The sequence below is a fragment of the Agreia sp. VKM Ac-1783 genome (genome assembly GCF_900177765.1).
In the GTDB taxonomy this organism is placed as follows: Bacteria; Actinomycetota; Actinomycetes; order Actinomycetales; family Microbacteriaceae; genus Agreia.
This window is the reverse complement of sequence record NZ_FXWI01000003.1, coordinates 813,286-840,094: the sequence shown is the minus strand read 5'-3', so window position 1 is coordinate 840,094 and position 26,809 is coordinate 813,286. Positions and strand designations below refer to the sequence as shown.

The following is a 26,809-nucleotide window of genomic DNA, read 5'->3' as shown; positions in this document are numbered from 1 at the left end:
ATGGCGAGGACGAAACTCGCCAAGATGGTTCGACAGCTCCGAGTCTCGCGCGACTTGAAACAGACGGACGTCGCGAAAAAGCTAAACGTCTCACAATCCACCATCTCGAAGATTGAGAGCGGCGCGACACCACTAGATGGAAGTGAGGTGGAGAAGATCGTGCTGGCGTTAGTCGCCACACCGCAGGAAAGAAGCGAGCTTCTCCTTCAGGAGAAGTTGACCCATCAAGCACCGCTTTCGTATCAGGTGATACTCGACCGTGGCTCTGACCAAAAACAGTTTGAGATTGCGTCCTATGAATCATCGAGCCGAGCGATAGACGAATATGAGCCGACGATCGTGCCTGGTCTCCTCCAAGTTCCCCAGTACATGAAATACGTGATGCGAGGCTTTGGGGTGCCCTCGTCGGATGTTGAGTCTGCCGTCCACGCGCGCATCCAACGTCAACAGATCTTGACGAGTGCTGATCGAAAGTTTCACTTCATACTGTCCGAATCATCCTTGTACAACCGCCCAGCCTCGCCAGCCACGCAATGCGAGCAATTGGAATCCCTGATCCTCCACTTTGGTCGACGGAATACCACCATCGGCATCGTGCCTCTGGAGAGGGGAACCGTCCCGCTTGCTATGTCTGGGTTCCGGATTTTCGACTCTGCCTTTGCTACAGCGGAAACAACCGTCGCCGAGCAACAAATTACCGACCGGCGGGATGTTGCGACACTCGTCCGGCTACATGCCGAGATTGCTTCACACGCCATATATGGTTCCGGCGCACTCCGGGTGATCCGGAAGGCAATCACGACCCTCGAGGAAGCGTCTAATCTATGACGACACCTCCCACCTTCGACGCCGTAGCGACTTGGCCGTCCGACCAGGCTGAGTTTCATAATCTTGCGATGCCTGAGTGATCTTCATGTGTGGCCAGGCCAGCTCGGCTTCTCATAGTGGACGACGACTCAACGTCACTGCCCCGCCTACTCCTCTCGCGTTACCAAGCCGAATAATTCTTTGCCACTGAGACCACGGTCCGGCCGCGCATTTGGACGGTACCAATCCGCAATTTTGAGCCAGTCGTTCTCAATAATTTCGCAGTAACGACTGCAGGCCGCAATTGTCATCCATACCTGACTGACCGCCTTGTCAGCGTCGGCGAGGCCCACGCCTTTCTTGACGAGATACTGCCACTTGTCGTGGATTTCCACGCCCTGCTTGAGTCCGAGAAGCACGCTCGAAAAGTGTTCCGCTTCCTCGTGTCGACTATCGGCGAGAAGGCGGCGCAGGAACGATTCGTCTTCGTCGTTGAGGTTGTTATGCCAGGTGATCTTGTAGACGGTGTCGGCAGCTTCCTGTTCGACGTCGGCGTCGGAGAGGAGCCACATTCCTCCGTGCTTGCTCATGAATCGCTTTAGCTCAAGTTCGAACTGCGCGAACCGAAAGAGCGCAGATCGGGCATATCCTCGAGCCTGCAGAATCGGGTCGTATGGCTCGTCTAGGGTCGGATCCCACGGCGGATGCGGTGCCGGTTCTTCCACGTATGTCTCGAGAGCTGCTTCGAGGTCAGCGGCGAGTGCATAGGCCGGTGTCCACATGCGGTTGTAGGCCTCGAACCGTTCTACCCACTGGACGGCCAATCTGCTGTCTGCCGGGTGTCGCCGCTGTTCCATCTCGATACGCCCGCGCCGAAGCCGTGCATCATCGCAGAGTCGGAGGATGGCCTCGGCGACCTGACCCAGCGTCTCGTCTTGGGGCTTCTTCCGGAAGCTGTCTGGTGTCATACCGACGCGGTCGGCGGCCTCTTTGTGTCGCGCTGCGACAGTCCACAGCATCGTGCCCTCGACGAGGCCCAACGTGTACTCCGCAGCTTCCTGGAGTGTGCCGCCACCGAGCAGATCGCAGGCGTTCCGTAGGAGCGCGATGACCGGTGCTGGCTCTCCCGTGACAGCATCGGCGAGGTCAGTGATGATGCACGCGCGCCGCAGCGCAGGAAGCGGCAGATCGCGGATGCGTCCGGCGCTCTTGGTTCGAACGGTTTTGAGGTCGGCGACCAGTTCCTTGAATGTCGGGGCGGTCGTATCTGCGGCCATGCCCCTATATTGCCCGTCATTTACCCGCGCCTGCGCCCATATCGGCGACGGCGGTGTCGCGAGGCTTGATATGTGCCGATGAATCCTCGTCGGTGCTTTCTTTCTCTCGAATTGGAGAACCCTTCATGGCTCATGAAATTGTGTCCTTGCTCGGCGGGACGACCACGTCCTCTGGGCACCAGCTCAGTGGCGGCATTGCTCGCCAGACCAAGCGTGAGGTAGACACTGTTGCTGCGCGAACTGAGGTGGCTCATGTCACCGATCAGGCTCGGGCGTTCCTGACGGCGTCGGCCGCGAACAACATCATCACGCTGTACGGCATGGCTGAGCAGGGACTGCAATCCGCCCCGGCCGCTGCGTCTGACGTGCTGGAGGTTCTTCACGCTTACAGCCGTGGTGCGGCCTTCCAGATCGCGACGTTCAAGTGATCGCGGCGCTCCTGCTGGCGATCATCTTCGTGACCGTGTTCATCGTGGGCGCCACCTCGGTCCTGCTCGCCGCTGCTCGTCAACGCAGGGAAGAGCGCGCGAAGCTGTCGGCATTCGCGAACGCTGCAATCGTCAAGCGGCGCCTCGACGCTCAAGCTTTCGAGGCGGCTCAGGCCATCCAGGAAGCGATTCGCAAGAACGGAGGCAGTCGTGGTTGAGCGTGACGGAATTCTGATCGACAGTGGTCCGGGGCTGGAGATGACTTTGCCGCTGGGGAGCATTCCCCAGGCCCGAATTGCAGCGAGCAGCTACGTGAGCGACGTGGCCGAGGCGTTGATGGCGGAAGTCGGATTTGCCTTCGTCGCCAGCGACTCACCACCAACGTCGCTCGACGAATTGCACCGCGCCGTTGCCCATTCCACCGCGGAAAGTGTCCCCCTTCCCGTACCGAACCACCTACACGGCGATACAGCTTTGACGGGTATGGAGGGCGACCAGCCGCTCGCGTTCTGGCGGAGCATCGTGAAGGTTCGGGACGGCTACGGCTTCACTCGTGCCGAAGAGTTAAGTCTCGATCTCGACCTCCTCGACCGCGCAGCATTCGACGGCGTCTCCAGGCCAGCACGAGCCGTCCTGTATGCGGCGCTCGTCGGCACCACTGTCTACACGGCGATCAAAGGGGCGACCCCATCGAGTCCTCGCCAGTTCACATCAGATGTTCTCACGTACGGGCTGACCGACGCGATCCTGCTCGAGAACGAAAGGTCGGCCCCGTCACGTCGGAGCTAAGTCGCGTAGAAGAAATTACAACGCCCGACGTGCAGCGTTCATATTGACCTGTCTACCCCTGAGCGGCAACCGTCCGATCGCTCCGATCTGCTCACCGGTCGGACGGTTGCCGCTCTCGCCTCACTGAGTTTCACTACGTTCGCCAACCCTGCGCGGACCGTGATGAAGATCATCGCGCTCTGCTGGTTCGGCGGAAAGGACACATCACCAATGAACAGTTTTCACCATTCGGTCTGTATCGCAGACCCGTCCTGGAGGGCCGGCCAGCTCGGGCATCTCGGCGCCGAGGCTCACTACGACCTCATGACCGACGATGACATCAAAGCGATGGGGCCAGCGATCGAAGCACATATGAGCCCTGACTCGGTCTGCTTCCTCTGGGTCACCAATGCCACGATCAAGACCGGGCACGACGTCCTCGAGGCCTGGGGCTACAAGTACTCCGGCACCATTACGTGGATAAAAGCTCGCATGGGCCTGGGGCAGCCGCTTCGAAACATGACCGAGCACGTTCTGCTGGGCATCAAAGGCCGTCCGCCGAAACCTGCGTTTCGTGGGCAGGGGACCTGGTTCTTCGCTCCCGTGCAGGAGCACTCGCACAAGCCCGAGGAGTTCTACGACATCGTTGACCGCCTCTATCCCGACGGTGATCGACTTGAGCTTTTCGCCCGACGACCTCGCCACGGCTACCACGTCTGGGGCAACGAGATCGCCTCCGACGTCGACCTCGACGGCTTCCCCGTCCCCGACTCTCCCTCTACGAGGGCAGTCAAATGATCAGGAGGGCACAACAGAATGTCCAACGACCGTCCGCCTTTGCTCACGCGTTTATGGCGCTCCTGCCTTCTCATCCTTGGGAGCGCGCTCTGCATCTGGTGGGCCGTGCACCTCATCGAGCAGATCTGGGTCGTGCTGTTCGTCGTCGTCGCCATGGCGGCACTCGCCGGAGTAGTCATCTGGTGGGTACGAACTCGCCGGAACCGCTGGTGAAGTCACATCACGCTGCGGCGGCTAATCGGCTCTGCACGCAGTGCGACACCGTCCAGTCGCACAACGTCGGCGTGATTTCGCTCTTGACTAAATGGCCCCGATCCGTCATACAAAGAGGAAAACAGGGGAACCATGCCACATCGGCAGGACGAGAACCATCCGTCCTTCTTGAAGGTGGCGCATCATGACGGGTGGGAAACGAAACCGAAAGCGATCCGGCACGGCGCGAGAGCGGCGTATCTTCGTGCACGGCGTTCGCCGCGATGAACCGGACCTCCCCAAACTTGCCCGTGCCCTCCTCGCCCTCGCCCAACGAGAGGCAGATGCCGCCAAGAGCCACACGCTATCGGAACCGTCAGCGAGTCACCGAGACGAGAGTCCCGGCGAGGCCCAGGATGCGTGAGGTCATTCGTTGGCGACGGCTTCATCTACCTCGCCCACTCGAAGAGCCTCACGTCGCAGCCCTACTTCGCAGGCTCGCCTCCCAAGGCGGACGGCGGCCCGTCGTGTTCGAAGTCCGCTACTCCAACAATGAGGCCACCTACCTGGTGGGCGCTGTCCCGCAAGCCTTTCGAGGACTGCAGTCCCTCTTTGAATCGCTCGTGCCAGGAGCTTCGCTGGTTGAACTCGAAACGCCTCGGACTCGACTCGAGCAGACGATGAAGCTACACATCAAGCCTCGCTCGCTCAGCATCAATGCCTCCGATGCACCCACTGCGATTCGTCAACTACTTAGCGCGCTCGCCACCGTGCCGCCATCGATCGAAACCGCCATTCAGGTGATTCTTGGCGGCGGCATTCCACCCAGCCAACTCGGGTCAGGACCGGTGGATCCTAGTCAGAGTTGGATGGATTCTGTCTTCACAGGGGAGCGTCCAGCCAGTCCTGAGCTACGACGCGAACTCGCCGCCAAGCGCCATCAACACGCGTTTGCGGCGAAGGTGCGCATTGCTTCGAGCGCCTCCGACCCCGTCGCGGCGCGACTCGTCTTCAGCGGCGTTGTCGCGGCGCTACGCACGATGCAGTCGCCCGGCCTACGGATTCGTCTACTTCGAGACCGTGACGGAGCACTCGACGATGCAGCACTCCCCCTCCGATGGCCATTAACCCTCAGTGAATCCGAGGTGCTCCCGCTTATTGGTTGGCCTCTTGGCAATGAGACCTATCCCGGGCTCCCCAATGGCCATCCTCGGCTTCTCCCAGCAGTCGCTGCGAAGGAGGGGGTGTTCGCAGTCGGGACAGCTCCCGCAACGAAGGTGCCAATCGGGATCGCACCGGACGGGCGACGCTTCCATACAGTGCTGCTTGGACCAACAGGGGTGGGAAAGTCCTCTGTCATCGTTCGGCTCGCACTCGACGACTTCAACGCTGGCCGATCCGTCGTTGTCCTCGACCCTCAAGCAAACCTTGTCCGAGACCTCCTCGAGCGCATCCCGGAACACCGCAGAGACGACGTAGTCGTTCTCGACCCTTCCGATGCTCATCCGGTCGGTCTCAACCCGCTCGTCATCCCAGGCACTCCCCCAGAACTCGTCGCTGACAGCATCCTCGCAACGTTCAAAGACCTCTTCGGGTCCGCGTTCGGCCCACGCACGACAGATGTCATGCACGCTTCGCTTCTGACGTTGGCCCATCACGGTCAAGCCTCACTGGTCTGGCTGCCGCGCCTCTTGACTGACCCTGTCTTTCGCCGCTCACTCACCAGCACGCTCGATGACCCGATCGGGCTGGAACCGTTCTGGGCACAATTCGACGCTCTGCCGCCGGCCCAGCAAGCACAGGTCATCGCGCCCTCACTCAGTCGTCTGAGACAGCTATTGCTAAGGCCGAATCTGCGGAATGTGCTCGGTCAGGTGAACCCGAAGTTCCAGATCGGGGACCTCTTCACGAAGCCCCGGATACTCGTCGTGGCTTTGAACAAATCGCTCCTGGGGCCCGACTCAGCGAAGCTTCTTGGTTCCTTGCTGGTCTCAAGCTTGTGGTCGCACACGCTCGCCCAGGCCGCGATTCCCGAGCAGCACCGCGGACAGGTGAGCATCTACCTCGACGAGGCTCAGGATTTTCTTCACCTCCGCGCCGTCGATCTCCCCGAAGCGCTCGCCCGATCACGCGCCATGAAGGTCGGCTGGGTACTCGCGCACCAATACCGATCTCAGATGTCCGACCCCATGCTCGCCGCGATCGACACGAACGCTCGGAACAAAATCAGCTTCAGCCTCACGCCTGGGGATGCCGCCGCCATGGCCAAGCACTCCGACGGCCTCGAACCAATCGACTTTCAGTCCCTCGGCAAACACGAGATCTATACCCGCCTCATCGTCGACGGCGCGGCAGCGCCCTGGATGTCCGGGCGGACGCTCCCTCCACCACCGGTGACGTCCAACGAACTCGAGCTTCGCGCACTCAGCCAGAAGAGATACGGGGCCAGCCCCTCGAACGAAGAACTCGGCGCTCCTACCAACGAAGTACGAGACGGCGGAGAGGCTTTCGGGCGGCAGAAACGGAGGACCGAATGAGGCCTCCACAGGGGCAGGGAGCCCGTCTAGTCGCCCGACCAATCGCCCGAGGGCACAGCACCCGCCCGGCCCGGTGGTTGGGGGCGAAACAGCCGTTAGCCGCAACGACTGACCCCTGCTTCGCAGTGTTTCTCCTTCCGTCAACCGCCCGGAGGAATTCATCATGCTGAACCGTCTCGGACACCGGCAACTCGACCACTTCCGGATGCGATTCTCGACCCGCGACCTGGCCATCCTGGCTTCACTTCGAGAGCACAGATTCCTCACGGCCCAGCAGATCATCCGGCTCCACTTCTACGGCCACGCCACACAGCCAGCGGGAGCTCGCGCCTGCAGCCGAGTGCTTGAACGACTCCAACGCCTTCGAACGATTGCCAGGATCCAACGCCGCATCGGAGGGACAGGTGGAGGCTCCACGTCCCAGGTCTGGACCCTCGACATCAACGGACACAGACTCCTCACCCAGAACAAAACAGGCCGAAGCCACTTCGACCCGTCTCTAACCTTCCTGGCTCACACACTCGCGGTCGCAGAGACGCGCGTCACTCTAGAGGAGATCGCTAGACGCAATTCCCTCCGCCTCGCGCACGTCGAAATAGAACAAACCGCCTGGCGACAATTCATTGGCACCGGCGGGCAATCACTCTGGCTCAAACCCGACCTCGCGGCAGTCCTCTCGGATGATGAGTTCGACGACCGCTGGTTCATCGAGGTCGATCTCGGAACCGAGTCGCTCAAAACGCTTCTCGGCAAATGCGCCGTCTACGAGTCATACCGGAAGACGGGCAAGGAACAGGCCTCGCATGAAGTCTTCCCACGCGTCCTTTGGCTCACCACAACCCAGCGGCGAGCGGACCAACTGCGAAACGCCCTCGCGAACTCACGATCGCTTCACCCCCGGCTCTTCACCGTCGCCCGCTTCGACGAAATCGGAGCCATCATCACCGATCAACCGCCCCTCAATGGAAAGGAGGAACGAGCATGAACGAATCAGAAAACCCATCCGGCTCCCGCCACGCGGCTCATCAGGAGACCGCACACAAGGCTTCGGAGCTGAGCTCGACCAAGACAGGAGGGCAAACAGCGCGACATCTCGAGCGTATCCACGAGCGCATTGGCGATGCGCTCTACGCCTACCTGACGCTGCCCGACACCGACTCCAGCACGCCAAGCTTCGAGGATGACTTCTACTCCGACTTTCGAGGCGAGTACGCCACGCTCACCGATATCCTGCATGCTCAGCTCGATGGGCTCGGCTGGGCACATGATCTCCTTCAATTCACGAAGGATCATGCAATCCCAGAGAACATACTCAACTGGGACTTCGGCCTCATCAAAGCCCAAATGGACGAGATCTACGAATTCGTCGAATACAAGAACCAGATCTACCTGTTCCTCCGATGACACAGGATCGCCTGCTGTCTAAGTGGTCGGCGGTCCTAGCAATCGGACGTTCCAGCAGAACTAAATTGCCCGGTCAGACGATGTTTATTCCGCTTCGCTTTTCGCTCGCTTCGTTGCCCGAAGAGAGTTACGGTCAGTGAGCCCACACCCCAACTATCCCGAAATTGGCCGCTGACCTGGCCAAACAGCCGAAAGGAGAGCACATGCCACCATCTCCGAAACTCCTCGCCGTGAGCTATGTCCGCGTATCGACGAGAGAACAAACCGAACGCGACGGCGACCCGGATGGCTATTCCATTCCGGCGCAACGCGACGCAAATCGGCGGAAGGCCGAGTCCCTGGGTGCCCACATCATCGAGGAATTCATCGACCGCGGCGAATCTGCCCGTTCATCAGATCGACCCGAGCTGCAGCGAATGCTCGCTTACGTGACCGACCACCCCATCGCGTATTGCATTGTCCATAAGGTCGACCGCCTTGCCCGCAATCGTGCCGATGATGTCGCCATAAACCTCGCCTTGAACACTGCCGACGTGCGCCTCATTTCGGCCACCGAAAACATAGATGAGACTCCGTCCGGCATGCTCCTGCACGGCATCATGAGTTCGATCGCTGAGTTCTACTCTCGGAACCTCGCCAACGAGGTGATGAAGGGTATGCAGCAAAAAGCGAAGACCGGAGGCACACCAGGCAAGGCTCCAATCGGCTACCGCAACGCCGGTATCATCAGCGCTGAGGGCCGGGAGGTACGCACGGTAATCGTGGACGATCAACGAGCAGACCTCATCCGGTGGGCGTTCACCGCTTACGCGACAGGAGAGTGGACCCTTCGCCAGCTCACGAAGGAGCTTGCCGAGCGAGGGCTGATGTCGCGACCGACCCCATCACGACCCGGAAAGCTCATCACCGTCACGCAGCTGCAGAAGATTCTGTCCAATCCCTACTACAAGGGCGAAGTTCGATTCAGCGGCGCATCGTTCCCGGGCCGACACGTTCCGCTCGTCGATCCCGTGATCTGGCAGCAAGTACAAGACATCATGGATTCGCACGTAGTTGGCGAGAAGGTTCGTCAGAACCATCACTACCTGAAGAGCAGCCTTTACTGCTCGTGCGGCAGCAGAATGCTCGTTCAGTACTCAGTGAACCGCCTCGGCACACAGTACGAGTACTTCATCTGTTCTGGTCGACATGAGAAGCGCAATACGTGCATCCAATCGGCTGTAAATATCGGCCTCATCGAGAACAAGGTCGTTGACCTCTACAAGACGATCCAAATCGACAAGGATCTGCGGGCGGAGGTTGAACGCCAACTCCGTGCCGCGCTCGACGCGAGCAGTCGGGACACGAGAAAGAAGCAGCACGATCTGCTGCTTGAGCAAGGGCGGCTTCAGGCTCGGAGCCAGAAATTGCTCGAAGGACACCTCGACGGAGCGGTGCCAGCAGCACTCTACAAGGAGGAACAAGAGCGCATATCGCGGCAGTTGTCCCATATCGCCGAGAACCTTGAAAGCGCCACGGTCACCTTCGCCACTATCGAACAGCATCTCGTGGAAGCACTTGATCTCATCGAGAATTGCTTCGAAGCGTACCGTCGAGCGCCCGACGACATTCGCCGCCGATTCAACCAGGCGTTCTTCGAGCAAATCATCGTGCACCAAGACTCAGAAGTGACGGTTGAGCTCGCAGAGCCGTTCAATTCGCTCAGCAAATCCGCCACACGAATTTTAGGAGCCGAGATACAAGAAAACCGCTCCGGGACGAGCCTGGAGCGGCAAATAATGGGCGTGGATTCGACTCTGTGTTCTAGAGACGAACATTTGGTGCCCCTGGAGGGACTCGAACCCCCAACCTGTTCCTTAGGACGGAATTGCTCTTCCATTGAGCTACAGAGGCTGGCCTTTAGGAGTTTAGCTTAGAGGCAGGGGCGGGTGGTCTCGATACGATCGCTGGGCGACCAACTCGACCGGCGCATCCGTGGCAGTGGTCTCGATACGCGTCGGCCGCGGGCGGCCTTTGGCTACTCGACCAACGCAAGAGCGACGCCCGCGGCGGAGCCGCCCAATATATAAAGCACGGCGAAGCCGTTCAATGGTGGCGCGGGGATTCCCTTCGACAGGCTCAGGCAACGAGGGACAGGCTCAGGGAGCGGCGGCGGTTACGCCGCGCTCTCGATGTAGCCCTCCCAGGCCGGCTCCGCGCGCTCCGCTCCGCGGACTGTCCAGCCCGCCTGGTGCGGCATCTTCGGAGTGGCCCGAAGAGTCCACCCCATCTCGGCCGGGGTGCGGTCGCTCTTGATGTTGTTGCAGCGCAGGCAGCAGGCCACGAGGTTCTCCCACGTGTCCTTACCTCCACGTGACTTGGGCATCACATGGTCGATCGTGGTGGCCGATCCCCCGCAGTACAGGCAGCGCATGCCGTCGCGGCGCAGCACTCCCCTACGTGACACGGGCATGAGTCTGGTCGAGGGAATGCGCACGTAGCGCGTGAGGATGATGACACTCGGTCGGTCGAACAGCCCCGAGGTCGCCCAGACCGGATGCTCGACGTCGCTCTCGATGATCGTCGCCTTCTCGTTCATCACGAGAACGATGGCGCGCTTGAACGAGACCACTCCGAGTGGCTCGTATCCCGCGTTCAAAACAAGTGTTCGCATTGTTGCCCTTTCGAATTGCCCTGCACGGCTTGCAGGGACCCGATGTGTCACCCATCGATTTTCTTCGCGATCAGAGGAGCAAATGGACACAAAAAAAGGGCACCGTCAAAATGACAGCACCCTAACTCAGCCGAACCCGGCTCAGACAACGTCCACTCGTGTGACTCCTGACGGCAAGCAGGCGGCAACCCGTGGTGCGGATGCTCCTGCCAGCTATCACGAGGTCTCCTCTAAAGGCTCGAATAATTGCAGTAAGAGTAACCCACGAACGGCGTACCACAAACCATGTGGCACGCCGTTCGGGTGAGCTGTAACCGATTGTTCACAAATCGGTCAGCGACGAAGATCGCTAGACGATGCGCACGAAGTAGTAGCTGCCCCACAGCGCGCGGTGCTCGACCATGCGGCCCCAGTCGGGTGAGTCGATCACTCCGCCGGCGCCGTCGTAGATGCCGATGTGGTACATCGGCCACACGACCAGGTCGCCGGGCTGAGCATCTTCGGGCGAGACACGGATGCCCATCGCCGCTTGGTTGCCGACGATGCGTGGCAGGTAGATGCCGAACTGGCCGAACACATACTGAGTCAGCCCATCGCATCCGAAACCGGCCTCGGGTGTGGCGCCGGCGCTGTACGGGACGACGCCGACGAACTGCTGGGCGTAGTCGACGACGGCCTGGCCGCTGTACGAACCGGAGGGCGGGTTGACCGCGAAGGTTCCCGCGGTGGGCGTGCTCGAAGCGGCCGTCGTGCTCGCCTCGGTCGCAGCAACCGCGGCGGCTGCGGCATCGCGCGCGGCCTGCAGCTGTTCGCTCGTCGGAGCGGTGTATGCGTCGCGGCTCACGGCCAGCGCAGCGGTGGCGTCGTCGACGGTGATGCTCTGCGCGCCGCCGGCCAGGTCGGTGGAGTTCTTCGCGTCGAAGGCCGCATTGCCGTTGCCGAATGCGTATGCCGGAAGAGCCATCGTCGCGATGAGACCCACAGCGAACGCCATGACGACGCCGCCGGCGACGTCGCGCTTGGTGGGCTTCTTGAAGCGACGCGGCGGTGCCGTCGGCGCGGCTTTGGCCACGGGGGCGGATGCGCGGGGCGCCGCGATCACGGATGTCGCAGAGCGAGACACCACGGCGATGGGTCGCGGAACGGCGGGAACGATGTCGTTCTCGAGCTCGCGCGGCTCACGCACTGAACCGGGCGTTGCCGCCGCGTTGTTCACACCGGCTGCGCTGTCGATCGAGATGTTCGGGTTCGGCTGGCCGTTCGGGGCGTCCAGCGACTCACGAAATTCGGTCAAGTCTGTACCTCCGGCACCTCGCGCGGCATCCAGGGTGCCGTCCCGTCCCACTGATTTGTCTGCGGGTTATGCGCGCCGAGAGACGGGGAAAGAGGTGTCTCGGGGCCGCCCAATCGCCATGCTCCGGCGGTCTGGACTCGTCCGATGCTACGTGACCGTTACCTGTTTGTCACCTAAATGACAGCAATTTTAACGGATTGGTAACGGCGGGAATGAAAAAAGCTCACCGCGACGGGCTACTTGAAGTCCCTGTCGAGGTTCACGTTGAGAGCTCCTGTCGTGCTGCCGACATCGATGTGCATGTGAGTGCACGAGTCGGGGAACTCCTTGAAGTTCTGCAGGTTGAGGGAGATTCCGGCAGACGCTCGGCACTCGCTCTGACCCAGGTTCGAGCCGGCGGGCATGATCGGGTCGAGAACCTCGGCGAACTTGATCGTGTTCGGGTCTGCACCCGGAAGCGAGGCGCCGTTGATCAGGTAGAAGTCGACCGCGTGCCCGCCACCGTTGGTGTAGTGCGACGAGCCGGTTCCTGCACCCTCGATCTGGTTGGTGCACTTGCGGTTGATATCGCTCACGGCCACGGTGTCGAAGGTGCGTACGGCGATCACCATCACCTGCAGAATGCGCAGATCGATGCCGCAGTCGGGCTTGACGACGCCGTCGGCCAGCGCCTTGATCTCGGGAATGTGGTCGGGCACAGAGCCCTTGAGCTTGCCCGCTGCGACGGCGGCCATCAGCTCCTGAGCCAGCTTCTGGGACTCTTTCGACACGTAGCTGTTGGTCGTCGAGTACAGCGAGCCGGGTGCACCCTCTGCGTAGAAGTCGTCGCGCACGGCGTTCAGTGCCGGACCTTCTCCGACAGAGAGGTTCTGGCTGTCGGTAACGTCGCCGGGCGTCTGCTTGGCCGAGAAGTCCGACGTGCTCGCGAAGCCGAGCGAGGGTATGGAGATCGACACGACGAAGAGCGCAGCGATCATCATGACGAAGCCCGCGAGAATGCGTCGCTTGATCGGCTGAAATCGCGCGTGCGAGACGAAGGTTCCACTCGATGATGACAGCAGCTCGGCTACCGGAAGGGAACGCTTGATCCGGGGCGACGCGATCGGCACCGGACGCACGGGTGTGCTGTCGCCCGATGTGGCCAGCGCAGAGATAGTCTCGTGCGCGACCTTCGGCTCGACGACGTCGATCTCGGTGCTCATCGTCGACGGCTCGTGCGCGACGTGCGGCGCAGCGAAGTCGACCTCGGCGCTCATGACGGTCTCGGCGGCGATGTGCTCGGCCGTCTCGATCTCGACCAGCGGATGCTGCGCCACCAGTTCGATCTCGAGCGGCACCGTCTCGACGTTGGCGACCGCGAGCATCCGCTCGTCGATCTCAGGGGCACCGGATGGCTCCGCCACGAGCTCGTCTTCGGCGACAGGAGCCTTCTCGACCTCGGCGACAGGAACCTTCTCGACCTCGGCGACAGGAACCTTCTCGACCTCAGCGGCGGGAGCTGTCTCGGACTCGACAGCCGGAGTGGTCTCGGCCTCGACGGCGGGGGTGTTCGCGATCTCGACGACGGGCGTCTCTATGCGCGCGCGCCGAGCCCGCCTCGACGTGGGTGCAACGGGAGCGGGGGCCGGGTCTGGTTCCGCGACAGGCTCTGGCTCTTCGACGAGGACCACGTCGATCGTGGGCTCAGCCCCAACGACGGGCTCCGCATCCTCGACCGTTTCTGCCTCGATGACGGGCTCGACCTCGACAACGGGGCTCGGCTCTTCCACAGGCTCGACGGGAACGACCGCGTCGGGGGCGACCACGGCATCCGGAGCAGGCGCCGCGGCATCACGCCGCGTACTGTATCGCTCGTCGTATTCGCGCTCGCGCCGCTCTCGACGGCTCAGACCCGCAGAGGCCTGCGCTGCGGCGGCGCGGTGCTGAGCCTCTGCTTCGGCTTCGGCCTGCTCCCGGTCACGCAGCTGTCGGCGACTCAGTGCCGTGGCAGGCTGCGCCGACCGTGAATCGCGGCGTCGCCGAGTGTGCTCGACGTTCTTCTGCGATTCGGTGGGTTCGACCACGGGGCTGAGTATCCTTCGATGCCATGAATGGCGGACGTGTCCGACCGTCTGAGCGCAGAACGGGGCCGGTGAGTGCAGGAGACAGTCGGAGGGCGCATCCTGATCCGGTGCTCCGCCGCCCTGAAGAGCGGGGGAACTGTTCGAGGGTATGCGAATCCGACCCCCGTGTCACTCTGGCACGGTCAGCTGACAGCGCGCCACCAGCGCACAGCCAGCAACGGAGCCGGCGAATCAGATGCCGACGAAAATGTGTCCCGCGACCTCGTTGGGAAGCTCGAGGCCCTCGGCGAAGCCCTCGACCTCGACCAGGATGTACGAGCCGACCTGCGAGAACGCGGCCGTGTTACCCGGAACGACGCCGAACTGCTTGAGCTGCAGAAGCAGCTCCGGGTCGACCTGCGCGGGCTCGCCGAGGCGACGGATGACCTTGGTCTGCGGTCCCACGGCTCCGTGGACGAGCGTGAGCAGATTGACGACTCCGCGAGTGAAGGGCACCGCAGCTGCGTCGCCGAATTCGTCGAGTCCTGGAATGGGGTTGCCGTAGGGAGACTCTGTGGGGTGATCGAGCATCTCGATGATGCGGCGCTCGACCTGCTCGCTCATGACATGCTCCCAGCGGCATGCCTCTTCGTGCACGTACTCCCAGTCGAGCCCGATGACGTCGCTGAGCAGGCGTTCTGCGAGGCGGTGCTTGCGCATCACGTGCACGGCCTTGGTGCGGCCCGTGCCGGTGAGTTCGAGGTGACGATCGCCCGACACGACGACCAGGCCGTCGCGCTCCATGCGTCCGACGGTCTGGGAGACGGTGGGGCCGGAGTGTCCGAGGCGCTCAGAGATGCGTGCGCGCAGCGGAATGATGTTCTCCTCCTCCAGTTCGAGGATCGTGCGGAGGTACATCTCCGTTGTGTCAATGAGATCGGCCAACGATCACTCCTTAGGAAGTTGCGCACGTACGCCTCCACCATAACGTTTTGACGCGCTGGGTAAGGCTCGGCTCACTAGACTCAACATCATGCCTGAACTGACAATTCCCAGCGCCCTCTTGCCCGTCGACGGCCGTTTCGGCTGCGGCCCCTCGAAGGTTCGCCCCGAGCAGCTCGTCGACCTCACCACTCGCGGGGCCTCTCTCTTGGGAACGTCACACCGCCAGGCACCGGTCAAGAATCTCGTGGGATCGGTACGCGACGGACTGTCGAACCTCTTCTCGCTTCCCGAGGGCTATGAGGTCGTTCTCGGCAACGGCGGATCGACCGCTTTCTGGGACGCCGCAGCCTTCGGTCTCATCGAGAAGCGCAGCGAGCACCTGACCTTCGGCGAGTTCGGCTCCAAGTTCGCCGCTGCCGCGAAGGCCCCCTGGCTCGAGGCACCCCACGTGATCAACGCAGCCGGCGGCTCGCGCAGTGAGATCGAGGTTATCGAGGGCGTGGATGTCTACGCCTGGCCGCACAACGAAACCAGCACGGGCGTGATGGCGCCGATCAAGCGCGTTCACGGCGACGCGGGTGCGCTCACCGTGGTCGATGCGACCAGCGCGGCCGGAGGCATCCAGTTCGATGCGGCCGACACCGACGTCTACTACTTCGCGCCGCAGAAGAACTTCGCATCAGACGGCGGCCTCTGGTTCGCCCTCTTCTCCCCCGCCGCCCTCGAGCGCGTCGAGCGCCTCGCGGCGTCGGATAGGTACATCCCAGAGTTCCTCAGCATCAAGAACGCAGTAGACAACTCGCGCCTCAACCAGACCCTCAATACCCCCGCCATCGCCACGCTCGTGATGCTCGACAACCAGGTCGAGTGGATCAACGGCAACGGCGGCCTCGGTTGGGCGTCGGCCCGCACCGCCGAGTCGTCGAGCGCGCTCTACGACTGGGCAGACTCCGTCGACTACGCCAGCCCCTTCGTCACCAACCCGGAGCACCGCTCGCAGGTCGTCGTCACGATCGACTTCGACGACGCGATCGACGCGGCCGCCGTCGCGAAGGTTCTGCGCGCCAACGGCATCGTCGACACCGAGCCCTACCGCAAGCTGGGCCGCAACCAGCTGCGCGTGGCCACCTTCGTGGCGATCGAGCCGTCCGACGTGAGCGCGCTCATCGCGTCGATCGAATACGTGGTCGAGAACCTCTAGCGCAACAAGCCGTCCGCGCTGGTCGAGTAGGCCGCCCGCGGCCGTATCGAGACCCGCATCCGGTGGCCTTGATACGCTGCGGCCGCGAGCAGCCTGCGCTACTCGACCAGCGCAGCCCGGAACGCAAAGAACGGGCGGAGATTCGGAGTATCCGACGCGCATACAGCGTCGGACCCACGGAATCTCCGCCCGTTCCCATTCCGGCGGCGCTACTCAGCGCAGGTCTTCGGGCGCGTCTTCGTCGTAGTAGACGCTCGAGCGCGGCTCGGAGTCGTCGAGCTCGACGACCGTGAGACCCTCTTCAGCGACGTCGACCGTCTGCTCGGCTTTGGCCTCGGCAGGGGCTTCGTCGCCTCGCACCAGAACAGACGCGTCGAGAACAGCCGCCTCGGCATGCTCGTGAACGGCGTCGTCGAGCACATCGTCGTCGAGAATGTGGTCGTCGAGATCGAGCTCGTCGTCGTCGAGGTCTTCATCGTCCGAGTCGTCGTCGACATCGTCTTCGTCGTCTTCTTCGTCCGCCGCGAGCGCAGCGGCGTGCTCCTGCGCGAGCTTGTAGTCCTCGAGGCGATCCGACCACGGGGTCCACTCGGGCGCCAGAACCGAGTTCTCACCCGGAAGCAGCTCGGTCTCGAGAACCGCGGGCTCACTGTCGGCATCGATCCGAGAGAGCGTCGCGGTCCAGTGCCAGTCGGGGTACCCGGGCATCAACGAGGCGAAATGCAGGCTGAGCACGTGCTCGTCGTGCACGGTGTGCCCAACGACCGCGCCGATGGTCGACGCGGGAGTGATCTCGAGAAGCGCTCCCCGCGCCTGATCGACGGCCGCCAGAAGAACGGGGTCGGCCTCGAACACAGGAGTCGTCTCGACGGTGTCGCCCTCGACCTGGTCGTCAGACTGTTCGTCGGGGGTCGGGTCGGAGTGCTGCACCAGTGTCTACGCGTCCAATTCGTCGGCGACCTTGCGCAGCAGCGCAGCGATCTTGCGGCTGTGCGCCGTGTCGGGGTAGCGGCCCCGCTTGAGGTTCGTTCCGATGCCGTCGAGAACCTTGACCAGGTCTTCGACGATGATCGCCATGTCGTCAGCCGGCTTGCGGCTGAGCTTCACGAGGCTGGGCGGCGCTTCGAGCACGCGCACCGAGAGAGCCTGCGCACCCCTCTTGCCATCGGCGATGCCGAATTCGAGCTTCGTGCCCGCCTTGACCGTCGTACCTGCGGGCAGGGCTGACGCGTGCAGGAACACCTCTGAGCCGTCATCGGAGCTGATGAAGCCGAAGCCCTTCTCGTCGTCGTAGAACTTGACCTTGCCGGTAGGCATTCGCGGATCTCCTCGTGTGAATACTGACCGCCACGGGGCTGGCGGGCACACGATAGCCTAACCGGCCTGCGCGGAGACCGTATCCTTGGAGGTGTGACAGACAAGCAGACACCGCCGATTCGCTCGAGCGAGCGCATCCTGGCCTTTATGATCGCCGGCATCATCGGGGCGTCGCTGCTCTGTTTCGCGTCGTTCCTCATTGCTTCGCTGGCGGGAGTGCGCGGCGAGGCGTTGTCCCAGGGCGCCTGGCCCGCCGTGGTGATCTTCCCGCTGATCGGGCTGCCCATCGGATTGGTGCTCATTCTCGTGTTGCTCTTCATGAATCTCCGCCGCCGCGCCAAGGAGGCACCGAAGCCTCGATGAGCGACACTCTCGCTCTCGCCGGTCGACTCCAGCTTCTGGATGACGACGCACTCGTCGCGCTTGTTTCCACGCGCCTGAATGATGCCCGCGGCATCAAAGACTTCTTCGACCTCGCCGACCGGCTCCTCGATGCCGCATCCGTCGACGCCGCACTCGCCACGCTCCCCCGCCGCACCCTCGCGGCCCTCGCGCATCCATCGGCTGAGGCCGACCCGGCCGACCTCGAGCCCGCCGCCCGCCTGTTTCTGACCGACGGTCAGACGCCGGGCCGGGCTCTGGATGCCGTCACCCGCGTTCTCGAGTCATGGCCGGACCGCGGTCTTCCGTCGGCTGAGCAACTGGCCGACGAGCCCGCTCCGGAGGACACGGACCTCGCGCCGCAACGCGACACGAGCGACCGGATGGCCGCCGAGCGGGCGTTCACAGCGACGGCGGGCATCGCCGAGCTGCTGCACGAACTCCGCGCCACGCCCGTGAGAGAGCTCGCCAAGGGAGGCGTGGCCGCGCCCGACGCGAAGAGGCTGCTCGCCTCTCTCGCCATCGAGCCCAACGACCTCGACGCTCTGCTGCGCATCGCGCGCCGAGCAGGCCTCGTGACCCTCGACGATCTTCTCTGGACGGCCACCGACGACGCCCTGCCTTGGCTGCTCAAGGGGTCTGCAGACAGATGGATCGCCCTTGCGACCTCGTGGCTCGACGCTCTCGCCGACGACATCGGCGAAGTCCTGCGCTCCCGAAGCCGCCGCCCCTGGGGCGCCGACGCCCAGCGCACCATCGCCTACCTCTATCCGGCAGGAGGAGAACCGCTCCGCCGCCGGGTCGCGTTCGTGCTCGACAGCGCCGAATACCTCGGCATCACGGCGAACGGCTACCCCGGCGCGGCCGCCCGAGCTCTTCTCGACAACACCACGGAGCCTCTCTCGGAGGTCGCGGCCGTACTTCTGCCGGCAGAAGTCTCGAACGTCTATCTCCAGCATGACCTCACTGTCATCGCCCCCGGGCCTCTGACTCCGGATGTCGACGTGCGGCTGCGTACGCTCGCCGACATCGAGGGCCGCGGCCTCGCATCCACCTATCGCATCTCTGCCGCGAGCGTCACCCGCGCGCTGGCCGAGGGCGAGACGGCCGAGGGCATCCTCGCGTTCTTCCGCTCGGTGTCTCTCACCGGCGTTCCCCAGCCCGTCGAATACCTGGTCACCGAGGCCAGCTCGCGCTATGGCAGGCTGCGCGCTGGCGCGGCGAGCCCCGAAGACGAGCTGCGCGGCATCGGCAGCTACGTGCGCAGTGACGACGACGCGCTGCTGAGCACGCTGGCGGTCGACCACGGCCTCGCCTCGCTCGGCCTCGAACACGACGGCGGCGACAGGCTCACGAGCCGGTTCCCCTTCGACACGCTGTTCTGGATGATCTCCGACGCGAGGTATCCGGTCGTGGCCGAACGCGCATCCGGGGCCACCTTCGCGCCGGTGCGCGCCCGCCTGTCGCAGAAGACGCCTGCCCCCAAGCCTCGACCCTTCGTCGACCTGGTCGCCCGGCTTCGCGAATCCGCGCACGCCGTCGACGACGCGCCCGAGGCCTGGATCGCCCGCCAGCTCGATGTCGCCATCAAGGCGAAGAGTCCCCTCGCCGTCAGCGTCGGCATGCCCGACGACAAGACGGTGGTCTTCCTCGTGACTCCCCTGTCGCTGGCGGCGGGCCGGCTCCGTGCGATCGACGAGAAGGCCGGAGTGGAGCGCACTCTTCCGTTGCGCAACATCACCGCCGTAGCACCCGCCCCGTAACGCGCAAGCCCCATGCATCGAGGGCATGGTGCACCTCGCAGCCGGTAGGCTCGTACGTTATGCCGTCTGGCCCATTGATCGTCCAAAGCGACCGCACCGTCCTCCTCGAGGTTGCGCATCCCGACGCCGAGAGCGCCCGCCACGAGCTCGCGGTGTTCGCCGAGCTCGAGCGCGCTCCCGAGCACATCCACACCTACCGCATCACGCGGCTGGGTCTGTGGAACGCCCGAGCGGCAGGCCACGAGGCGGCCGAGATCCTCGGAACCCTCGAGCGCTACTCGAAGTTCCCTATCCCCCAGGCCGTCTCGATCGACATCGAGGAGACCGTCGCGCGGTACGGCCGTCTCATCATCGAGCGTGACGACGAGGGCGGGCTCCTTCTGCGCGCCACCGATTCCGCGGTGCTCAGCCAGATCGCATCCGGCAAGAAGATCGCGCCCCTGCTCGTCGAGCGACGCTCACCAGACACCTACGCGGTCGCCCCGTGGGCACGCGGACAGCTCAAGCAGGAGCTGACCAAGCTCGGCTGGCCCGCCGACGATCGAGCCGGCTACACGCCCGGCACCCCTCACGAGATCGCTCTCCACGAAGACGGATGGGCGCTGCGCGACTACCAGAAGCTCGCCGTCAGCAACTTCTTCGAGCGGGGCTCCGGCGTCGTCGTCCTCCCCTGTGGCGCCGGCAAGACGCTCGTCGGCGCGGGAGCGATGGCCACCGCGAAGACGAACACCCTCATCCTCGTGACCAACACGGTCTCCGCTCGCCAGTGGCGCAGCGAACTGCTGAAGCGCACGACCCTGACCGAAGACGAGATCGGCGAGTACTCGGGCCAGCTCAAAGAGGTCAAGCCCGTCACCATCGCGACGTACCAGATCCTCACGGCCAAGCGGAAGGGCGCCTACGCGCACCTCGAGCTGCTCGACGCCCTCGACTGGGGACTCGTCGTCTACGACGAGGTGCACCTGCTGCCCGCGCCTGTGTTCAAGCTCACGGCAGAGCTGCAGGCCCGCCGCCGACTCGGCCTCACGGCCACGCTGGTTCGGGAGGACGGGCGCGAGGGCGACGTGTTCAGCCTCATCGGCCCCAAGCGCTTCGATGCCCCGTGGAAGGAGATCGAGGCCCAGGGATTCATCTCTCCCGCCGAGTGCTTCGAGGTGCGCATCGACCTTCCTCAGAACGAGCGGCTCGAGTACGCGGCCTCGGCCGACGACGAGCGGTATCGCCTCGCCGCGACGGCCCCCGCGAAACTGGATGTCGTCAAGCGGCTCATCGAGAAACACTCCGGCGAGCGCATCCTGGTGATCGGGCAGTACCTCGACCAGCTGCAGCAGCTCGAGACCGAATTGGGCGTTCCGTCGTTGACCGGCGCAACACCGGTCGCCAAACGCGAGCGGCTCTACGAGGCGTTCCGCGACGGAAGCGAGCCCATCCTCGTCGTGAGCAAGGTGGCGAACTTCTCGGTCGACCTGCCCGAGGCGAGCGTCGCCATCCAGGTGTCGGGATCGTTCGGGTCGCGACAGGAAGAAGCGCAGCGGCTCGGCCGCCTGCTGCGACCGAAGGAGTCCGGCCTCTCCGCCAACTTCTACACGCTGGTGGCCCGCGACACCGTCGATCAGGACTTCGCCCAGAATCGCCAGCGCTTTCTCGCCGAACAGGGCTACAGCTACACGATCCTCGACGCCGACGAGCTGAGCCCCCAGCCCACCCTCTGATCCGAGAGCATCAATACAGGACGCGCTGCGTGAGCAGGTGGTCCTGCCAGCGACCCGCGATCTGCAGATAGCGGGGCGCCACCCCGATCGGCTGGAATCCCGCGCGCTCGAGCACGCGCCGCGAAGCCGCGTTATGGAGAAGAACGCTGGCCTCGAGCCGGTGCAGCCCCATACCGTCTCGGCTATGGGCCACGAGCGCATCGATGGCTGCGCCGGCGAGGCCCCGGCCCGTCTGCGCCGCGTCGACCCAGTAGCCCACGTTGCCGCTCTGAAACGGGCCGCGCACGATATTCGACAGGTTCACGCGCCCTACGACGCGATCACCTGCCGCGAGAACGAGGGGCAACGCGGTTCCGGCCTCGTGTTGCGCGAGCTGGATGGCTGCGACATTCGATTGATGCGCGGTCGTGAAGAACTCTTCTGTCCGCTCAGGATCCCACGGGGCGAGGTGGCGCCGGTTGCGGTCGTATGCGTCCGCCACCGCGTGGGCGTCGCCGCTCCTCAGAAGCCGCAGGGTGATCTCGTCGGTCAGGGCGATGGAGAAGGACATCGCACGATCGTAATGCGCGCCTGCGCGCGATACCAACGCCATCGGGGCTCCCAGGAAAGTTGACTTTTGTTCCCCAACTACTCCCAGATAACGTTCAGAATACCCGCAGATACTAATCTCATGACTGGACCCCGAATCCTTATCGTCGATGACGAACCGAACATCCGCGACCTGCTTACCACGAGCCTGCGTTTTGCAGGCTTCGCCGTGCGCGCCGTCTCCAATGGTGCGCAGACCATCTCAGCCGTCCTCGAAGAGGAACCCGACCTCATCATCCTCGACGTGATGCTTCCCGACATGAACGGATTCGGCGTCACGAAGCGGCTGCGGGCATCCGGTTATACCGCCCCTATCCTGTTCCTCACGGCGAAGGACGACACCGAAGACAAGATCACCGGCCTTACCGTCGGCGGCGACGACTACGTGACCAAGCCGTTCAGCCTCGACGAGATCGTCGCTCGCATCAAGGCGATTCTGCGCCGCACGATGCAGGCCGACGAAGACGCCATCATCCGCGCAGGCGAACTCACGATGGACCAGGACACCCACGAGGTCTACGTGGGCGACGAGGCCATCGAGCTGAGCCCCACCGAGTTCAAGCTTCTGCGCTACCTGATGCTGAACCCGAACCGCGTGCTGTCGAAAGCTCAGATCCTCGACCACGTCTGGGAGTACGACTTCAACGGCGACGCCGGCATCGTCGAGAGCTATATCTCCTACCTGCGCCGCAAGCTCGATGCGCACTCCGAAGAGTCGCTCATCCAGACCAAGCGCGGATTCGGATACATGCTGAAGGTATCGAAGGCATAGGGCGGTTTACCCAGCCGCCTGGCGTAACCTGATCTGCGACATGCAGCACATAATCCTCAGGCGCTGGAACGCGATCTCCTTGCGCAACAAGATCACCGGCGTGACCGTGCTGATGCTCACCTTCGGCCTCGTCGTGTCGGGCATCGGCACGATGGCCGTGTTGCGCACCTATCTGATGAATCAGGTAGAACAGCGGCTGGAGAACGCCTATGCGGAGCCCACCTCCGTGCTCGGACCGGGTGCTACCCAGCGCGGTTTCGATCGCGAAGACGTGCGCTCGGCGCCCAAGACCTATTTCGTCGCGCTGCTCGACGCGAACGGTCAGCCTCAGGTCACGAACTGGGATGCCGCGGGCATGCCCGCCCCTCAAGTCGCCGGCATCGACATGGCCACGGCCACGGCCCTGGGCAGCGCCCGGTTCACGGTGCACAGCACCAAGGGCTCTGCCGACTGGCTCGCCGTGTCGTTAGTGCTGCCGGTCGACGGCTATGGAACGAACAACACGCTGGTGATCGCGCAGTCTCTCGAAGACACCGAGAACACCACCACGACCTATCTCTCGATCTTCTTGGCGTTCGGCATCGGTGTGGTCGTGCTCGGCGCGATGCTCACCCGCCTCCTCGTCTCCAGCACGTTCGCTCCCCTCAGACAGGTCGAGCGCACGGCGGCCGCCATCGCCGACGGCGGCGACTTCAGTCAGCGCATGGCGGTCGAGACTCCCAATACAGAGGTCGGGCGACTCAACCGGTCGCTGAACACCATGCTCAGTCGCATCGACAGGGCGTTCGACGACAGAGCTCGAACGATCGAACAGATGCGGCGCTTCGTAGGCGATGCCAGCCACGAACTGCGCACTCCCCTGGTGTCGGTGCGCGGCTACGCCGAGCTCTACCGCATGGGCGCCCTGCAGACTCCCGACGATGTGAGCCAGGCCATGGACCGCATCGAGAAGGAGGCCATCCGCATGGGCTCTCTGGTCGAAGACCTCCTCGAACTAGCGCGGCTCGACGAGACCAAGCCGCTGAAGTTCAGCCCGGTCAATCTCATTCCCATCGCCATGGACGCCGCCCTCGATGCCCGCGCCTCCAGCCCGGGCCGGGTCATCCGCGTCTCGACCTCTCGTCCGTCTGATCCCGTGATCACGTTCAACCCCGCGGTCGCCGTGGCGCCCGAGGGCGAGACCGATGCCGGTGGCGCGTCGTCGCCCGACCAGTCTGCGACGGGCTCGATCCCCTTCTCCTCGGCGTTCGCCCGACTTCGTCGGCGCAGCACGCGAACAGGGCCCACCGCTCCGGTCATGTCGGATGGCGTCGTACTGCCCGCGACGGTGACTCCGTCATTCGAACTCGAGCACGCCGACGACGAGAACGCCGTTCAACCTCTGGTGATGGCTGAGGAGAACAAGATCCGCCAGGTGCTCGCGAACCTCATCGGCAACGCCCTGCGGTTCACCTCGAACGACAGCCCGATCGAGTTGGCGGTGAGCGTCGACGAACGCAATCGACTGGCCACGGTCGACGTCATCGACCACGGGGAGGGCATCCCGCCCCAGATCCGCGAGAAGATCTTCCAGCGGTTCTGGCGGGCCGATAGCTCCCGCACCCGCGAAACGGGCGGCAGCGGCCTCGGCCTCGCCATCGTCTCGTCGATCGTTGCCGCTCACGGCGGCACTGTCCGTGCGCTCGAGACAGAGGGCGGCGGAGCGACTTTCCGTGTCTCACTTCCTCTCCTCGTCGAGCAGAGTTCTACCGAGTCATCCACAGACTCCGACTCGACATCCTGACTCCAGACCGCTCGCGTCTAGCGTTGCTGCTGCCGATCGATCTGTCGGCGTCAGTGAAGCAGAGACGAAAGAGCAGGCATCCATCATGAGCCAGTACCAGGTCGACAGCGAGGCGGTCAGCGCCAGCGCCTCATCCATCCGCAGCACCATCGAACGCATCCAGGCCGACGTCACCGCGATGCACGGCCAGCTGACCTCTCTCGAAGGCAGCTGGACTGGCCAGGCAGCGGTGGCGTTTCAGGCCGTCGTGCTCGACTGGCGGGGCACCCAGACCCGGGTCGAAGAGAGCCTCGCCTCGATCACACAGGCGCTGTCGGCGGCGGCGCAGACCTACGCCGACGTCGAACTGCAGAATGTGCGTATGTTTTCTGTGTAGCAGGCAGGGCCTCTGTGTAGCAGGCAGGGCCCCGGTTTAGTCGCCGCATACGACGAAGCGGGCGACTCCCGAAGGAGTCGCCCGCTTGTGTCTTGTCTCTTCAGACCACGGTCTGATCAGACGAGGGGACTTAGAAGTCCATGCCACCCGTGGGGTCGCCGGCCGGAGCCGCAACCTTCTCGGGCTTGTCTGCCACGACCACCGAGGTGGTGAGGAACAGACCGGCGATCGACGCGGCGTTGACCAGCGCGGAGCGCGTGACCTTCACCGGGTCGTTGATGCCGGCGGCCAGCATGTCGACGTACTCGCCGGTCGCGGCGTTGAGGCCGTGTCCGACGGGCAGGTTGCGAACCTTCTCTGCGACGACGCCAGGCTCGAGGCCGGCGTTCTGAGCGATCTGCTTGAGCGGAGCGTCGATGGCGACGCGAACGATGTTCGCACCGGTCGCCTCGTCACCCGTGAGCGAGAGCTTCTCGAACGCGGTCTTGCCGGCCTGGATGAGGGCGACGCCACCACCGGCGACGATGCCCTCTTCGACGGCTGCCTTGGCGTTGCGCACAGCGTCTTCGATGCGGTGCTTGCGCTCCTTGAGCTCGACCTCGGTGGCAGCTCCGGCCTTGATGACGGCGACTCCACCGGCGAGCTTCGCGAGGCGCTCCTGGAGCTTCTCACGGTCGTAGTCGCTGTCGGTGTTCTCGATCTCGTTGCGGATCTGCTGAACGCGTCCGGCGATAGCGTCGGCGTCGCCGGCACCCTCGACGATCGTGGTCTCGTCTTTCGTGATGACGACCTTGCGGGCCTTACCCAGCAGGTCGAGGGTCACGTTCTCGAGCTTGAGGCCGACCTCTTCAGAGATGACCTGGCCACCGGTGAGGATCGCGATGTCCTGCAGCTGAGCCTTGCGGCGGTCACCGAAGCCGGGAGCCTTGACGGCGACCGACTTGAAGATGCCACGGATCTTGTTGACCACGAGCGTGGCCAGGGCCTCGCCGTCGACGTCTTCGGCGATGATGAGCAGCTGCTTGCCGCTCTGGATGACCTTGTCGACGATCGGCAGCAGGTCCTTGATGTTCGAGACCTTGCTGTTGACGATCAGGATGTAGGGGTCTTCGAAGACGGCTTCCTGGCGGTCGGGGTCGGTGACGAAGTACTGCGACAGGTAGCCCTTGTCGAAGCGCATACCCTCGGTCAGCTCCAGCTCGGTGCCGAACGTGTTCGACTCCTCGACGGTGACGACGCCCTCTTTGCCGACCTTGTCGATCGCTTCGGCGATCAATGCGCCGATCTCGGGGTCTCCGGCGGAGATGGACGCGGTAGCGGCGATCTCTTCCTTCGTCTCGATCTCTTTCGCGTTGGCGACGAGCTCGGCGGTCACAGCGGCGACGGCCTTCTCGATGCCGCGCTTCAGCGTGATGGGGTCGGCGCCGGCCGCGACGTTGCGCAGGCCTTCGCGGACGAGTGCCTGAGCGAGCACGGTGGCCGTGGTCGTACCGTCACCGGCGACGTCATCGGTCTTCTTGGCGACCTCCTTGACGAGCTCTGCACCGATCTTCTCGTACGGGTCGTCGAGCTCGATCTCTTTAGCGATCGAAACACCGTCGTTCGTGATGGTGGGAGCGCCCCACTTCTTCTCGAGGACGACGTTACGACCGCGCGGGCCGAGCGTGACCTTGACAGCGTCGGCCAGAATGTTCAGTCCACGCTCGAGGCCGCGACGGGCCTCTTCATCGAAAGCAATGATCTTTGCCATAAGTGTTTCTGTCCCTCCCGG

At 63.6% G+C, this 26,809-nt stretch carries 27 protein-coding genes and 1 tRNA gene; 16 read left to right on the top strand and 12 right to left on the bottom strand.

Annotation, left to right across the window (positions count from 1 at the left end):
• The first annotated feature begins 24 nt into the window (after positions 1 to 24).
• On the top strand, positions 25 to 828 hold the full coding sequence (locus CCK87_RS13710; RefSeq protein ID WP_170927285.1) for a helix-turn-helix transcriptional regulator: 804 nt from the start codon (positions 25 to 27) through the stop codon (positions 826 to 828).
• Between the two features lie 146 nt (positions 829 to 974).
• On the opposite strand, the gene CCK87_RS13705 is transcribed toward CCK87_RS13710, so the two are convergent.
• Positions 975 to 2,084, bottom strand: a complete 1,110-nt coding sequence (locus tag CCK87_RS13705; RefSeq protein ID WP_086461893.1) for a hypothetical protein — start codon at positions 2,082 to 2,084, stop codon at positions 975 to 977.
• 125 nt (positions 2,085 to 2,209) lie between these two features.
• On the opposite strand from CCK87_RS13705, the gene CCK87_RS13700 reads away from it, so the two are divergent.
• The 8 genes from CCK87_RS13700 (at position 2,210) to CCK87_RS13660 (ending at position 8,211) form a co-directional block, all read left to right on the top strand.
• A complete protein-coding gene (locus CCK87_RS13700) occupies positions 2,210 to 2,512 on the top strand; it encodes a hypothetical protein (RefSeq protein ID WP_086461892.1) in 303 nt (100 codons plus the stop codon).
• The gene (locus tag CCK87_RS13695) at positions 2,509 to 2,730 is read left to right on the top strand and encodes a hypothetical protein (protein WP_086461891.1); all 222 of its coding nucleotides are present in this window, start codon (positions 2,509 to 2,511) and stop codon (positions 2,728 to 2,730) included. Before CCK87_RS13700 ends, CCK87_RS13695 begins: the two co-directional genes overlap by 4 nt.
• Positions 2,723 to 3,301 (top strand): hypothetical protein, encoded by a 579-nt coding sequence (locus CCK87_RS18065; RefSeq protein ID WP_140162849.1) that lies wholly within the window; start codon positions 2,723 to 2,725, stop codon positions 3,299 to 3,301. Before CCK87_RS13695 ends, CCK87_RS18065 begins: the two co-directional genes overlap by 8 nt.
• Before the next feature lie 210 nt (positions 3,302 to 3,511).
• Positions 3,512 to 4,078 (top strand): MT-A70 family methyltransferase, encoded by a 567-nt coding sequence (locus tag CCK87_RS13685; protein ID WP_212638228.1) that lies wholly within the window; start codon positions 3,512 to 3,514, stop codon positions 4,076 to 4,078.
• 18 nt (positions 4,079 to 4,096) lie between these two features.
• Complete coding sequence (locus CCK87_RS13680; RefSeq protein WP_086461888.1) at positions 4,097 to 4,291, top strand: hypothetical protein; 195 nt, start codon at positions 4,097 to 4,099, stop codon at positions 4,289 to 4,291.
• A gap of 506 nt (positions 4,292 to 4,797) precedes the next feature.
• Complete coding sequence (locus CCK87_RS18060; protein WP_140162848.1) at positions 4,798 to 6,807, top strand: type IV secretory system conjugative DNA transfer family protein; 2,010 nt, start codon at positions 4,798 to 4,800, stop codon at positions 6,805 to 6,807.
• Positions 6,808 to 6,970: 163 nt separating this feature from the next.
• The gene (locus tag CCK87_RS13665) at positions 6,971 to 7,792 is read left to right on the top strand and encodes a replication-relaxation family protein (RefSeq protein ID WP_086461885.1); all 822 of its coding nucleotides are present in this window, start codon (positions 6,971 to 6,973) and stop codon (positions 7,790 to 7,792) included.
• Positions 7,789 to 8,211 (top strand): hypothetical protein, encoded by a 423-nt coding sequence (locus CCK87_RS13660; protein ID WP_086461884.1) that lies wholly within the window; start codon positions 7,789 to 7,791, stop codon positions 8,209 to 8,211. The genes CCK87_RS13665 and CCK87_RS13660 overlap by 4 nt, the downstream gene beginning before the upstream one ends.
• Before the next feature lie 392 nt (positions 8,212 to 8,603).
• On the opposite strand, the gene CCK87_RS18615 is transcribed toward CCK87_RS13660, so the two are convergent.
• The 7 genes from CCK87_RS18615 to CCK87_RS13620 all read right to left on the bottom strand — a co-directional run bounded on the left by CCK87_RS18615 (position 8,604) and on the right by CCK87_RS13620 (position 15,145).
• Entirely contained in the window at positions 8,604 to 8,984 is a 381-nt protein-coding gene (locus CCK87_RS18615) for a hypothetical protein (protein WP_249273894.1), read from the bottom strand.
• 363 nt (positions 8,985 to 9,347) lie between these two features.
• On the bottom strand, positions 9,348 to 9,869 hold the full coding sequence (locus tag CCK87_RS13645; protein ID WP_086461882.1) for a hypothetical protein: 522 nt from the start codon (positions 9,867 to 9,869) through the stop codon (positions 9,348 to 9,350).
• A 160-nt stretch (positions 9,870 to 10,029) separates the two neighbouring features.
• Positions 10,030 to 10,104: transfer RNA gene (locus CCK87_RS13640), tRNA-Arg, on the bottom strand.
• Positions 10,105 to 10,366: 262 nt separating this feature from the next.
• Positions 10,367 to 10,864, bottom strand: a complete 498-nt coding sequence (locus tag CCK87_RS13635; RefSeq protein ID WP_055777703.1) for an HNH endonuclease — start codon at positions 10,862 to 10,864, stop codon at positions 10,367 to 10,369.
• A gap of 349 nt (positions 10,865 to 11,213) precedes the next feature.
• On the bottom strand, positions 11,214 to 12,158 hold the full coding sequence (locus CCK87_RS13630) for an NlpC/P60 family protein (RefSeq protein WP_086461881.1): 945 nt from the start codon (positions 12,156 to 12,158) through the stop codon (positions 11,214 to 11,216).
• A gap of 236 nt (positions 12,159 to 12,394) precedes the next feature.
• Entirely contained in the window at positions 12,395 to 14,221 is a 1,827-nt protein-coding gene (locus CCK87_RS13625) for a hypothetical protein (protein ID WP_086461880.1), read from the bottom strand.
• A gap of 231 nt (positions 14,222 to 14,452) precedes the next feature.
• Positions 14,453 to 15,145, bottom strand: coding sequence for a metal-dependent transcriptional regulator (locus tag CCK87_RS13620; RefSeq protein WP_085485121.1), 693 nt, complete (start codon positions 15,143 to 15,145; stop codon positions 14,453 to 14,455).
• Positions 15,146 to 15,233: 88 nt separating this feature from the next.
• Between CCK87_RS13620 and serC the strand changes: the two genes are divergently transcribed.
• Positions 15,234 to 16,346 (top strand): phosphoserine transaminase, encoded by a 1,113-nt coding sequence (serC, locus tag CCK87_RS13615; RefSeq protein ID WP_086461879.1) that lies wholly within the window; start codon positions 15,234 to 15,236, stop codon positions 16,344 to 16,346.
• A gap of 213 nt (positions 16,347 to 16,559) precedes the next feature.
• Here serC and CCK87_RS13610 read toward each other — a convergent pair whose 3' ends face one another.
• Positions 16,560 to 17,276, bottom strand: a complete 717-nt coding sequence (locus tag CCK87_RS13610; RefSeq protein ID WP_249273893.1) for a DUF3027 domain-containing protein — start codon at positions 17,274 to 17,276, stop codon at positions 16,560 to 16,562.
• A gap of 6 nt (positions 17,277 to 17,282) precedes the next feature.
• Complete coding sequence (locus CCK87_RS13605; protein ID WP_055777724.1) at positions 17,283 to 17,663, bottom strand: cold shock domain-containing protein; 381 nt, start codon at positions 17,661 to 17,663, stop codon at positions 17,283 to 17,285.
• Positions 17,664 to 17,756: 93 nt separating this feature from the next.
• On the opposite strand from CCK87_RS13605, the gene CCK87_RS13600 reads away from it, so the two are divergent.
• The 3 genes from CCK87_RS13600 to CCK87_RS13590 are packed head-to-tail and all read left to right on the top strand — an operon-like array spanning position 17,757 to position 21,519.
• The gene (locus CCK87_RS13600) at positions 17,757 to 18,026 is read left to right on the top strand and encodes a hypothetical protein (protein WP_086461877.1); all 270 of its coding nucleotides are present in this window, start codon (positions 17,757 to 17,759) and stop codon (positions 18,024 to 18,026) included.
• Positions 18,023 to 19,807, top strand: coding sequence for a helicase-associated domain-containing protein (locus tag CCK87_RS13595; RefSeq protein ID WP_086461876.1), 1,785 nt, complete (start codon positions 18,023 to 18,025; stop codon positions 19,805 to 19,807). Before CCK87_RS13600 ends, CCK87_RS13595 begins: the two co-directional genes overlap by 4 nt.
• 59 nt (positions 19,808 to 19,866) lie before the next feature.
• A complete protein-coding gene (locus CCK87_RS13590; protein WP_086461875.1) occupies positions 19,867 to 21,519 on the top strand; it encodes a DNA repair helicase XPB in 1,653 nt (550 codons plus the stop codon).
• 10 nt (positions 21,520 to 21,529) lie between these two features.
• On the opposite strand, the gene CCK87_RS13585 is transcribed toward CCK87_RS13590, so the two are convergent.
• The gene (locus CCK87_RS13585; protein WP_086461874.1) at positions 21,530 to 22,069 is read right to left on the bottom strand and encodes a GNAT family protein; all 540 of its coding nucleotides are present in this window, start codon (positions 22,067 to 22,069) and stop codon (positions 21,530 to 21,532) included.
• 120 nt (positions 22,070 to 22,189) lie between these two features.
• Here CCK87_RS13585 and CCK87_RS13580 point away from each other — a divergent pair, with 120 nt between their 5' ends.
• The 3 genes from CCK87_RS13580 (at position 22,190) to CCK87_RS13570 (ending at position 25,038) form a co-directional block, all read left to right on the top strand.
• Positions 22,190 to 22,879, top strand: a complete 690-nt coding sequence (locus CCK87_RS13580; RefSeq protein WP_055777739.1) for a response regulator transcription factor — start codon at positions 22,190 to 22,192, stop codon at positions 22,877 to 22,879.
• Positions 22,880 to 22,919: 40 nt separating this feature from the next.
• Positions 22,920 to 24,662: a HAMP domain-containing sensor histidine kinase gene (locus tag CCK87_RS13575; RefSeq protein ID WP_086461873.1), complete on the top strand. Its 1,743-nt coding sequence runs from the start codon at positions 22,920 to 22,922 to the stop codon at positions 24,660 to 24,662.
• 85 nt (positions 24,663 to 24,747) lie between these two features.
• Complete coding sequence (locus CCK87_RS13570; RefSeq protein ID WP_086461872.1) at positions 24,748 to 25,038, top strand: WXG100 family type VII secretion target; 291 nt, start codon at positions 24,748 to 24,750, stop codon at positions 25,036 to 25,038.
• A 130-nt stretch (positions 25,039 to 25,168) separates the two neighbouring features.
• Here CCK87_RS13570 and groL read toward each other — a convergent pair whose 3' ends face one another.
• Positions 25,169 to 26,788, bottom strand: a complete 1,620-nt coding sequence (gene groL / locus CCK87_RS13565) for a chaperonin GroEL (protein WP_086461871.1) — start codon at positions 26,786 to 26,788, stop codon at positions 25,169 to 25,171.
• Positions 26,789 to 26,809 lie beyond the last annotated feature (21 nt).

What these genes read in the sequence shown, in the direction of transcription:
- CCK87_RS13710 (WP_170927285.1), top strand. Translation starts at nt 25, where the DNA reads ATGGTTCGACAGCTCCGAGTCTCGCGCGACTTGAAACAGACGGACGTC.
- CCK87_RS13705 (WP_086461893.1), bottom strand. Translation starts at nt 2,084, where the DNA reads ATGGCCGCAGATACGACCGCCCCGACATTCAAGGAACTGGTCGCCGAC.
- CCK87_RS13700 (WP_086461892.1), top strand. Translation starts at nt 2,210, where the DNA reads ATGGCTCATGAAATTGTGTCCTTGCTCGGCGGGACGACCACGTCCTCT.
- CCK87_RS13685 (WP_212638228.1), top strand. Translation starts at nt 3,512, where the DNA reads ATGAACAGTTTTCACCATTCGGTCTGTATCGCAGACCCGTCCTGGAGG.
- CCK87_RS13680 (WP_086461888.1), top strand. Translation starts at nt 4,097, where the DNA reads ATGTCCAACGACCGTCCGCCTTTGCTCACGCGTTTATGGCGCTCCTGC.
- CCK87_RS13665 (WP_086461885.1), top strand. Translation starts at nt 6,971, where the DNA reads ATGCTGAACCGTCTCGGACACCGGCAACTCGACCACTTCCGGATGCGA.
- CCK87_RS13660 (WP_086461884.1), top strand. Translation starts at nt 7,789, where the DNA reads ATGAACGAATCAGAAAACCCATCCGGCTCCCGCCACGCGGCTCATCAG.
- CCK87_RS13635 (WP_055777703.1), bottom strand. Translation starts at nt 10,864, where the DNA reads ATGCGAACACTTGTTTTGAACGCGGGATACGAGCCACTCGGAGTGGTC.
- serC (WP_086461879.1), top strand. Translation starts at nt 15,234, where the DNA reads ATGCCTGAACTGACAATTCCCAGCGCCCTCTTGCCCGTCGACGGCCGT.
- CCK87_RS13605 (WP_055777724.1), bottom strand. Translation starts at nt 17,663, where the DNA reads ATGCCTACCGGCAAGGTCAAGTTCTACGACGACGAGAAGGGCTTCGGC.
- CCK87_RS13595 (WP_086461876.1), top strand. Translation starts at nt 18,023, where the DNA reads ATGAGCGACACTCTCGCTCTCGCCGGTCGACTCCAGCTTCTGGATGAC.
- CCK87_RS13590 (WP_086461875.1), top strand. Translation starts at nt 19,867, where the DNA reads ATGCCGTCTGGCCCATTGATCGTCCAAAGCGACCGCACCGTCCTCCTC.
- CCK87_RS13585 (WP_086461874.1), bottom strand. Translation starts at nt 22,069, where the DNA reads ATGTCCTTCTCCATCGCCCTGACCGACGAGATCACCCTGCGGCTTCTG.
- CCK87_RS13580 (WP_055777739.1), top strand. Translation starts at nt 22,190, where the DNA reads ATGACTGGACCCCGAATCCTTATCGTCGATGACGAACCGAACATCCGC.
- CCK87_RS13575 (WP_086461873.1), top strand. Translation starts at nt 22,920, where the DNA reads ATGCAGCACATAATCCTCAGGCGCTGGAACGCGATCTCCTTGCGCAAC.
- CCK87_RS13570 (WP_086461872.1), top strand. Translation starts at nt 24,748, where the DNA reads ATGAGCCAGTACCAGGTCGACAGCGAGGCGGTCAGCGCCAGCGCCTCA.
- groL (WP_086461871.1), bottom strand. Translation starts at nt 26,788, where the DNA reads ATGGCAAAGATCATTGCTTTCGATGAAGAGGCCCGTCGCGGCCTCGAG.